The sequence below is a fragment of the Duganella aquatilis genome (assembly GCF_009674565.1).
GTDB lineage: Bacteria > Pseudomonadota > Gammaproteobacteria > Burkholderiales > Burkholderiaceae_D > Rugamonas > Rugamonas aquatilis.
On record NZ_WKJL01000054.1, the window covers coordinates 1 to 8,565 of the forward strand.

Below are 8,565 nucleotides of genomic sequence, written 5' to 3' on the forward strand. Positions count from 1 at the left end.
TGCCAATCGCACACGAGCCCTGCCGTAGCGGCTGCTACGGCAGGGCTCGTGTGCGATTGGCAGAACTGACCCCGGATTTTTTAGTAGACGTCGCGGCGGTAGCGGCCGGCGGCGGCCAGTTCGTCGAGGCCTTCGCGGCCCAGCGCTGCTTCGAGTGCGGCGTCGACGCCGCCGGCCATGCCGTCCAGGCTGCCGCAGATGTAGATCGCGGCGCCCTGGGCTATCCATTCGCGGACTGTTGCGGCCTGCTCGGCCACGCTGTCCTGCACGTAACGCCGTTCGGCCTGGTCGCGCGAGAACACCATGTCGAGCTTTTCCAGCATGCCGTCGCGCTGCCAGCCGTCCAGCTCGGCGCGGTAGTGGTAGTCGTGAGCCGCGTTGCGTTCGCCGAACAGCAGCCAGTTGCGGCCCTGCCCCGCCAAGGCGCGCGCTTTCAGGTGGCCGCGCAGGCCGGCGATGCCGCTGCCGTTGCCGATCAGGATCAGCGGGCGCTCGGCATTGCCTTCCAGGCGGAAGCGGCGATGCTGACGCAGGCGCAACTGCACCGTCGCGCCCAGCGCCGCCTGCTGCGTCAGCCAGCCGGAGGCGACGCCGTGGCTGCCGTCCTCATGCGTATGCAGGCGCACCAGCAGGTGCACCCGGCCATCGGCTGGAATCGAGGCGATCGAATATTCGCGCGCGCGCGACGGATCGGCCGGCGCGGCGACCTGCACCAGGTCGCCCGACTGCCATTCCGGCAGCACGCCGCCCACCGCCTCCAGCTCCAGGTGGTACACCGGCGCGCCGGCGCTGCCCGCGTTCAGCTGCACGCGCTCGCTCAAGCGCCATGCGTCGAACGCCGGCGCGCTCCAGTCCGGCGCATCGCTGGTGCCGGCCAGATGGCTCAGCTGCTGCCGCCATTGTCCGATCGCCTCGTCCGAACTGCGATTCACCTCCACGCGCGGGAACAGGCTTTGCGCGCCTTGCGCCTGCAGCCATTGATCCAGCGCGCGGCCGAAGCCGCAGAATTGCGCATAGGCGCTGTCGCCCAGCGCCAGCACCGCGTAGTGCAGTTGCGGCAGCGGCAGCGAGGTGGTCATCAGACGGCCTGCAAAGCCGGCCGCCGCATCCGGCGCATCGCCTTCGCCGTAGGTGCTGACCAGGAACAGGATGCGCTCGGCGCGCTGCAAGTCGTCCGCATGCAGCTCGGACAGCTCGCACAGCCGCGCCGGAATGCCGGCCAGCTTCAGGGTCGCGGCGGTCTGCTGCGCCAGTTCTTCGGCATTGCCGGTCTGGCTGGCGTAGCTGACGATCCAGCCGGGCGACGCTGCCGCCTCCGCCTTGGCGCGCGCGGCGGCCAGTCGCTTGCGGCGCGTGCGCAGGTACGGCACGAGGCAGACCAGCGCGTAACTGACGCTCATGCCTGCCACCAGCATCAATCGGGTGGGGTCGTTGGTCCAGATCATTCGTCTAACATGCCGCGTAAATGGGTACTCAGGTATTCGGTGAAATGGCCGTCGGCCTGGCGCACGACGAAGCGCGCGGCCAGTCCTTGCAGCTCGGCCAGATGCAGGCCGTCGCGCCAGCCCAGCACGGTCAGCGCGGTGGACCAGGCGTCGGCCGCCATGCATTGCGCGTGCACCACGGTCACCGAGGCCAGGTCGTTGGCGATCGGCACGCCGCTGCGCGGGTCGATGGTGTGGGAGTAGCGCTGGCCATCCAGCTGGAAGTAGCGCCGGTAGTCGCCCGAGGTGGCGACCGCCAGGCCGTGCAGCGCCAGCATTAGTTCGCCCGGCACGACGGCGCCGGGCGCGGCGTCGGCGACCTGCTCCAGCATCACCCACCACGGCTGCCCGTCCGGCTTGACGCCGGCGCCGCGCAGCTCGCCGCCCACCTCGACCAGGTGATGCGCAAAGCCCTGCGATTTCAAATAGTAAGACAGCCGGTCGACGCTGTAGCCCTTGGCCACCGCCGACAGATCCAGCTGCACGCCGCCCGGCTGCAAGGCCTTGCGACCGTCGCGCTGCAAGCGCACCGGCCGCGCCGCCAGTTGCGCGCGGGCCACCGTGATTTCGTCGGCGGACGGCGCCGCAAAGTCCGGCTGGTCGAAACGCCCCCAGGGGCCGAAGCCCCACAGGTTGACCAGCGAACCGGCGGTCGGATCGTAAGCGCCGCCCGAGGCGCGCGCTACCTCCATGGCGAACGACAGCACGTCGAAAAACGCCGGCGGCAAGCTGTGCCAGCTGTCGGCCGGCGCGCGGTTGAAGCGGCCCAGGTCGGATTCGGTTTCCCAGTGGCTCATCTCGGCCACGATGGCGTCGAGCTGCTGTTGCAGTCCGTCCTGCACATGATCGCAAACGGCATCCGGCGCGGCCACCAGCCGCACCGACCAGCTGGTGCCCATGCTGCGGCCAGCGTAGTCGCGGATCTCGCCGCCTGCTGGCGCCGGGTCGTCGGAGATATCGTGAGGCAGAAGAACCCGGCGCATGCCAACCTTATTCCGGCAGGATCTCGACCACCGCCGAGTAGCTCAGGCGGCGTGGCGGCATCTGCGGCGGCTGGCCTTCGACGCGCTTGACTTCAGGCCAGCTGGTGCTGACCATGTACTGGCCGGCGGCCGGCAGCGTCAGCGTCAGTTCGCCCTTGTCGTTGGTGGTCTGGCGGATCTCGCCCAGCGTGCCGCGGAACTTCACGCCGCCCTGGAACAGGCTCACGCCCTGGTTGGCGGCCGGTTTGCCGTCCACCAGGAAGCGCCAGGTAACCTTGTCGCCCGCGTGCAGCTCGGTCGGATTGGTGACCGGCACCATTTCCAGGCCGGCGCCGGTCGGCTTGAACACGTTCATGTCGGTCTTGCCGGTGGAAACAAAGGTCTCCACGCGGGTTTCCTGGCGCGACACCTTGACGTCGGTAGCGTCGGCCGGCACTTCCTTCTTCAGCGTTTCCTCGGTGGCGCGGAAGCGCTTCATATTGCCTTCCTTGTCCTTGTAGCTGCCCATCACGGCGGCGTTGACCAGCGCGACCTTGTAGGTGCCCGGCTTGGTCAGGTTCAGGTCGAAGGTGCTGCGCAGCTTGCCGTTGTTGACGTTCTGCGGCTCCAGCTTGCTGCCGTCCGGCGCGGTGATGAGCAGGCCGTCCAGCTTCAGCGTGAAGTCGATGGTGAACAGGTTTTCTGCCACGGCGGCGTCGAACGTCACCCAGGCCGAGCCGTCACGGGCCGGTTCCACTTCGGTGGTCGAGGCCAGGATGTACGGCTTGTGCGCCTGCGCGTTCAGCGACACCAGCGACAAACCGGCCAGCGCCAGCGCCATCAACGATTTATTTAATTTCGACATATCCCCGTCCGTTCTTATGGTTTGACTTGTACGACTACGGCGCCCAGCTCTTCCTTGCCCTGACCGGTCAGGTTCTGTGCCGACTTCGGCGGCCATTGCAGCGGCACCTTGACCACTTCGCGGCCGCCGGCCTCACGCGCGGCTTCCACCATCACCGTGTACTGGCCGGCCGGCAGCTTGTCCAGCGCGCCTTTGGCCACGGTCAGCGTGGATTCGCCCGGCGCCTTGGTGGCGCCCGACACGCCGTCCATCGGCATCGTCAGTTCGCGGCCGCTCTTGCGCCACCAGGTGCGCATGTCCTTCAGCCACTTGGTGCCGGCGTTGTCCTTTTTCTTGGTGTCGTACAGCACGGCCAGGTTGGCCACCACTTGCTGGTCGGCGTTTTCCACCCAGGCGGCGATGTAAGGACGATGGTACTCAGCCACGTTCAACTGCGGCACGTCGAGTTTGAGCGCCAGATCGGCGGCCATGGCCGAAGCACTGGCGAGGGGCAGACTAAGCGCGATGGAGTAGCGTAATTTCATGGAGGTCCTGTCGTGGATTAATGGATAAACAGCAGTGCAATTACTACGGGAATCAGCACACCCAGGCCCACCATCGGCCAGGTGAACGGGCGGTTGGCCGCGTGGAACTTCAGTATCAATAAACCGGTGATGCAGAACACCAGGCACAGCACGGCGAAGATGTCGATGAACCAGTTCCACGCCGGGCCGGTGTTGCGGCCCTTGTGGACGTCGTTCAGCCAGGAGATCCAGCCGCGGTCGGTGTTCTCGAATTCGGCGGCGCCGTCTTCCAGGCCGATGCGCACCCAGGCGTCGCCGCCGGCCTTCGGCATCGGCAGGTAGACCTCGTCGCTGGCCCATTCGGCGTTGCGGCCGCCCGGCTGCACCTTGAAGGTGTCCTTCAGCCATTGCTCGACCGGCGCCGGCAGCGGCTCCTTGGCGCCGTCATGCTGCTCGGCATAGCTCCGCAGTTGCGCGGTCAGCGACTCGGGCAGCTGCGCCTGCTTGCGCGTGATGGTCGGCTTGGCCTCGATCTGCGACGCGTGGTTGAGCGTGATGCCGGTGACCGAAAACAGGAACATGCAGAGCAAACACATGGCCGAGCTGATCCAATGCCACTGGTGCAATTGCTTCAGCCAGACAGCGCGGCTGGCATTGCGGGCGGAGCTGGCGCTTTGTACGCTCACGGGACTTCCTTGGCTGAAAAACATAAATGATAATGATTATCATTTGATGGGTCAAGCCAAGTTGTGTATCTATTATGTAAAGCCGGGGTGAAGTCGCGCACAGTGTGCGCCGGGCGGGAGCGCTAAGGTGGCGGAAATACGCTCATTTTTACCATGTAGGCGCGCCATGCCGCTCTATACGCAGGATCAGATCAACACCATCGCCGCCAAGATCAGGCATGTACGCTTTGGCATGTTCACCACGGTGGACGACGATAACGTGCTGAGCAGCCGCCCGCTGACCACGCAGCAGATCGATAACGAGGGGAATATGTGGTTCTTCACCTCGGACGAGGCGGCCTTTGCGCACGACCTGGCGTCGCACCCGGAGGTGAACGTCAGCTTTTCCAATCCCGACGAGCAGCTGTATTTGTCGGTGACCGGTCAGGCCTACCTGCTGAAGGACCGGGCCAAGGCGCGGGAACTGTGGAGTCCGCTGGTGCGGGCCTGGTTCCCGGGCGGGCTGGATGACCCGCATCTGGCCATGATACGGGTCCGGATACAGACGGCGGAATACTGGGACGCCAGCGCCAGCAAGATGAAGCAGTTGGTGCAACTGGCCAAAACTGCCATGACCGGGCGGGCGCCGGTGGAGATGGGCAAACACACTACAATTTGCCTATAACTCCTGCCAAGGATCAGGATTTGGAACGGCTTGCGCCGCTTCCGCCCGAGCTGTTTTCCTGATCGGCATCGTCCTCGTCCTCACTCTGGCCGGCGCTGCCCTTGTTGCCGGCGCCGGTGCTGCTGCGCGATCCGCTGCCCGCGCCTGCGCTCTGGCTGCTGCGGCCCGGATCGTTCTTGTGGCTCATGCTGCCGGCGCGGCGCGCCTCTTCCGAGGTGAATTCGTGCGCCGTGCCTTTTTCATGCGCGGCCCGGCCGCCCTCCGCGGCGATTTCGCGCTGCTGCTCCGGGTCCATCGACGCGAAGCCACGTTTGCTGGTGTCGCCGCTTTGGCGGCTGCCGGTTTTCTCTCCCTGCTTGCTGTCTTTGTTACTGGTTGCCATGATCATCTCCTGGTAATAAATCTCCTGCTGCCATCACAGGAGCATTCATCCTAGTCCACGTCCCAGCCATGCGCTGTAGGACGCTGACAGCATTTCACGTAGGAGCATTCCGGTCACGCGGACGGCAAGGGAATTTCAAGCACCGCTTCGCCGCTGCTGACGCACATGCGCTCGCCGGGCTGCGGCGCCACCGGGTGGCCGCCGGTGAAGGCGCCGAACGACGGCAGCACCATGCGCTCGGCGCCGATCAGAAAACAGGGCAGCAGCAGCGACTCCCAACCCGAGCGCAAGCGGTACACCGGATGCACATGACCCGCCAGCACATACGACGGCACCAGCACGTCCGGGTGATGGCAGAAGGCGAAGGGGCCGACCACGTGCGGCTCGTCGACCATCGCGATATCCAGCTGCGCCGGCGGATCGCCGGCATGCATATCATGGTTGCCGCGCACCAGCGTCAGCCGCAGGTGCGGATGGCGCGCGCGCCAGGCCAGCATCGCCATCAGCGTGGCATGCGCATGGGCCGCCCTGGCATGCAAAAAATCGCCGAGGAACATGATGTGGCGCACCTCGTACTGCGCCAGCAGCACATCGAGCGCGCCCAGGTTGGCGCTGGTGGTGCCTCCCGGCACCGGCACGCCCAGCGCGCGGAACGAAGCCGCCTTGCCGAAGTGAATGTCGGCGATGATCAGCATGCCCTCGCGCGGCCAGTACACCGCCTTTTGCGGCAACAGCAACAGCTGTTCATTTGCCAGTGTGATCTTCATGGTCCGGCTGCCTTTTCCAGTTCGCGCACCAGGCGGGCTACGCGGTCCGACAATTTTTCGGTTGAGAGTTTTTCGCGGAAGCGCTCCACCATCAGCGCGAAACCGAACGGCGTGGCGCGCTTGATGGCATGGAAGCGCACGCTGCGCGCCTGCAATTCCAGCAGCGTCGCGCGCAGCCGTCCGAGTTCCAGTTCCTGTTCCAGCACTTCGCGCTGCGCCTGCGTCAACAACAGATTACCCGCATCGTGCTGGCTGAACACGGCAAAGAACAAGGACGACGACGCCTGCAACTGGCGCGCGCTCTTCCCTTGTCCAGGATAGCCTTGGAACACCAGTCCGGCAATGCGCGCGATTTCGCGGAAGCGGCGCTGCGACATTTCGGTGGCGTTCAGGCTGGCCAGCACGTCTTCCAGCAGATGGTCGGTGCTGAACAGCGCAACGTCGGCGCCCTGGCTGGCGTCCAGCAGCGGCGCCCAGTCCAGTTCCTGTGCCGACAGCAGTTCAAACCCGTAATCGTTGATGGCGATGGAAAACGTCACCGGCGTCACGCGGCCGACGCGGTAGGCCAGCAGCGACGCCAGCCCCACGTGCACCGAGCGGCCGGCGAAGGGAAACATGAACAGGTGCCGGCCTTCGCGGCTGTGCAGGGTTTCGACGACGGTGGTGTCGCCGGTCGGCAGCGACGACCAGCGCTGCTGGATGTCCAGCAAGGGTTTCAGCGCCAGCATCTCCGGGCCGTCGTAACGGTCCAGCGTGGCGCGCCGCAGCTGTTCCAGCGCCGCGTGCGCCAGCTCGGACGACATCGGCATGCGGCCGCCCTGCCAGCGCGGCACCGCGCCCCTGGCGCCGGTGGCGCGGCGCACGTAGGCGGTCATCTCGTGCAGCCGCACGAATTCCAGGATGCGGCCGGCGAACAGGAAGTGGTCGCCCTTGCGCAGCCGCGCGATGAACGATTCCTCCACGCTGCCCAGCCGCCCGCCGCTGACGTACTTCACCTGCAACGACGAATCCGAAACGATGGTGCCGATGCTCATGCGATGGCGCCGGCCCAGCGCCGCATCCGGCACGCGGTAGACGCCCTGCTCGTCCGGCAGCACGCGCCGGTATTCGGGATAGGCGATCAAGGTCTGGCCGCCGCGCGCGACGAAGTCCAGCGCCCACTGCCATTCATCGTCGCGCAGGTCGCGGTAGGACCAGGCGGTGCGCACCTCGGCCAGCAGCGCCTCGGAGCGGAAGCCGCCGCCCAGCGCGATCGTCACCAAGTGCTGCACCAGCACGTCCAGCGGCTTGTCCGGCACCGGGCGTGCCTCGATGTCGCGCTCGGCCACGGCCTGGATGGCGCCGGCGGCTTCCAGCAATTCCATGCTTTGCGTCGGCACCAGCATCAGGCGCGAGACGCGGCCCGGCGCGTGGCCGCTGCGGCCGGCGCGCTGCAACAGCCGGGCAATGCCCTTGGCGCTGCCGATCTGCAGCACGCGTTCGACCGGCAAAAAGTCCACCCCCAGGTCCAGGCTGGAGGTGCACACCACGGCCTTCAGCGCGCCCTGCTTCAGGCCCTGCTCCACCCATTCGCGCACCTCCTTGTCCAGCGAGCCGTGGTGCAGCGCGATCAGGCCGGCCCAGTCCGGGCGGGCGTCCAGCATGTGCTGATACCACAGCTCGGCCTGCGAGCGCGTGTTGGTGAACACCAGCGTGGTGGCGTGCCGCGCGATTTCGCCGATCACCGGTTGCAGCATCTGCACGCCCAGGTGGCCGCCCCACGGAAAACGCGACGGGTGTTCGGGAATCAGCGTATCGACCAGGATTTCCTTGGCCACGTGGCCTTGCACGATGACGCCGTCCGGCATCAGCACTTCGCGCGCGCGTTCCAGGTTGCCCAGCGTGGCGGACAGCCCCCACACCAGCAGCGACGGATTCCACTGCCGCAAGCGCGCCAGCGCCAGCTGCGTCTGCACGCCGCGCTTGTTGCCCATCAGCTCGTGCCATTCGTCGATGACGATCATCTGCAGCTGCTTGAAGCGCTCGACGGCGTCGGGATGACTGAGCAGCAGGGTCAGGCTTTCCGGCGTGGTGATCAGGGCGTCCGGCAACTGCTTGTTCTGGCGTGCGCGTTGCGCCGCGCTGGTGTCGCCGGTGCGGGCTTCCACCTGCCAGTCCGGCGCGGCGTCCTGCAAGGCGCGCAGCGTGTCGGCGGCCAGCGCGCGCATCGGCGTGATCCACAACACGCGCAGGCCGGCGGACGCGCGGCCGCC

At 66.6% G+C, this 8,565-nt stretch carries 9 protein-coding genes; 1 reads left to right on the plus strand and 8 read right to left on the minus strand.

The window, feature by feature from the left end; translation table 11 throughout:
• Positions 1 to 80 precede the first annotated feature (80 nt).
• From GJ698_RS29905 to GJ698_RS29925, 5 genes are read right to left on the minus strand one after another with little or no spacing between them, the layout of a single operon-like run.
• Positions 81 to 1,445 carry a sulfite reductase subunit alpha gene (locus tag GJ698_RS29905; RefSeq protein WP_154361502.1) on the minus strand — a complete coding sequence of 455 codons (1,365 nt, stop codon included), beginning with the start codon at positions 1,443 to 1,445 and terminating at the stop codon, positions 81 to 83.
• Positions 1,442 to 2,467 carry an FAD:protein FMN transferase gene (locus GJ698_RS29910; protein WP_154361503.1) on the minus strand — a complete coding sequence of 342 codons (1,026 nt, stop codon included), beginning with the start codon at positions 2,465 to 2,467 and terminating at the stop codon, positions 1,442 to 1,444. The genes GJ698_RS29905 and GJ698_RS29910 overlap by 4 nt, the downstream gene beginning before the upstream one ends.
• Positions 2,468 to 2,474: 7 nt before the next feature.
• Positions 2,475 to 3,311: a DUF4198 domain-containing protein gene (locus GJ698_RS29915; RefSeq protein WP_154361504.1), complete on the minus strand. Its 837-nt coding sequence runs from the start codon at positions 3,309 to 3,311 to the stop codon at positions 2,475 to 2,477.
• 14 nt (positions 3,312 to 3,325) lie between these two features.
• Positions 3,326 to 3,835 carry a DUF2271 domain-containing protein gene (locus GJ698_RS29920; RefSeq protein WP_154361505.1) on the minus strand — a complete coding sequence of 170 codons (510 nt, stop codon included), beginning with the start codon at positions 3,833 to 3,835 and terminating at the stop codon, positions 3,326 to 3,328.
• A 17-nt stretch (positions 3,836 to 3,852) separates the two neighbouring features.
• Entirely contained in the window at positions 3,853 to 4,500 is a 648-nt protein-coding gene (locus tag GJ698_RS29925) for a PepSY-associated TM helix domain-containing protein (protein ID WP_371865478.1), read from the minus strand.
• A gap of 166 nt (positions 4,501 to 4,666) precedes the next feature.
• Here GJ698_RS29925 and GJ698_RS29930 point away from each other — a divergent pair, with 166 nt between their 5' ends.
• Positions 4,667 to 5,164, plus strand: coding sequence for a pyridoxamine 5'-phosphate oxidase family protein (locus GJ698_RS29930; protein WP_154361507.1), 498 nt, complete (start codon positions 4,667 to 4,669; stop codon positions 5,162 to 5,164).
• 13 nt (positions 5,165 to 5,177) lie between these two features.
• Here the strand turns inward: GJ698_RS29930 and GJ698_RS29935 are convergent, their stop codons facing one another.
• The 3 genes from GJ698_RS29935 to GJ698_RS29945 form a co-directional block, all read right to left on the minus strand.
• On the minus strand, positions 5,178 to 5,546 hold the full coding sequence (locus GJ698_RS29935; protein WP_154361508.1) for a KGG domain-containing protein: 369 nt from the start codon (positions 5,544 to 5,546) through the stop codon (positions 5,178 to 5,180).
• A gap of 113 nt (positions 5,547 to 5,659) precedes the next feature.
• Positions 5,660 to 6,313 carry a ligase-associated DNA damage response endonuclease PdeM gene (gene pdeM / locus GJ698_RS29940; protein WP_154361509.1) on the minus strand — a complete coding sequence of 218 codons (654 nt, stop codon included), beginning with the start codon at positions 6,311 to 6,313 and terminating at the stop codon, positions 5,660 to 5,662.
• Positions 6,310 to 8,565: ligase-associated DNA damage response DEXH box helicase (locus GJ698_RS29945; RefSeq protein ID WP_154361510.1), on the minus strand; the 2,256-nt coding region annotated here is incomplete at its 5' end. The genes pdeM and GJ698_RS29945, both read right to left, overlap by 4 nt.

Coding starts and splice junctions, on each gene's coding strand:
- GJ698_RS29905 (WP_154361502.1), bottom strand. CDS start 1,445: ATGATCTGGACCAACGACCCCACCCGATTGATGCTGGTGGCAGGCATG.
- GJ698_RS29910 (WP_154361503.1), bottom strand. CDS start 2,467: ATGCGCCGGGTTCTTCTGCCTCACGATATCTCCGACGACCCGGCGCCA.
- GJ698_RS29915 (WP_154361504.1), bottom strand. CDS start 3,311: ATGTCGAAATTAAATAAATCGTTGATGGCGCTGGCGCTGGCCGGTTTG.
- GJ698_RS29920 (WP_154361505.1), bottom strand. CDS start 3,835: ATGAAATTACGCTACTCCATCGCGCTTAGTCTGCCCCTCGCCAGTGCT.
- GJ698_RS29930 (WP_154361507.1), top strand. CDS start 4,667: ATGCCGCTCTATACGCAGGATCAGATCAACACCATCGCCGCCAAGATC.
- GJ698_RS29935 (WP_154361508.1), bottom strand. CDS start 5,546: ATGGCAACCAGTAACAAAGACAGCAAGCAGGGAGAGAAAACCGGCAGC.
- pdeM (WP_154361509.1), bottom strand. CDS start 6,313: ATGAAGATCACACTGGCAAATGAACAGCTGTTGCTGTTGCCGCAAAAG.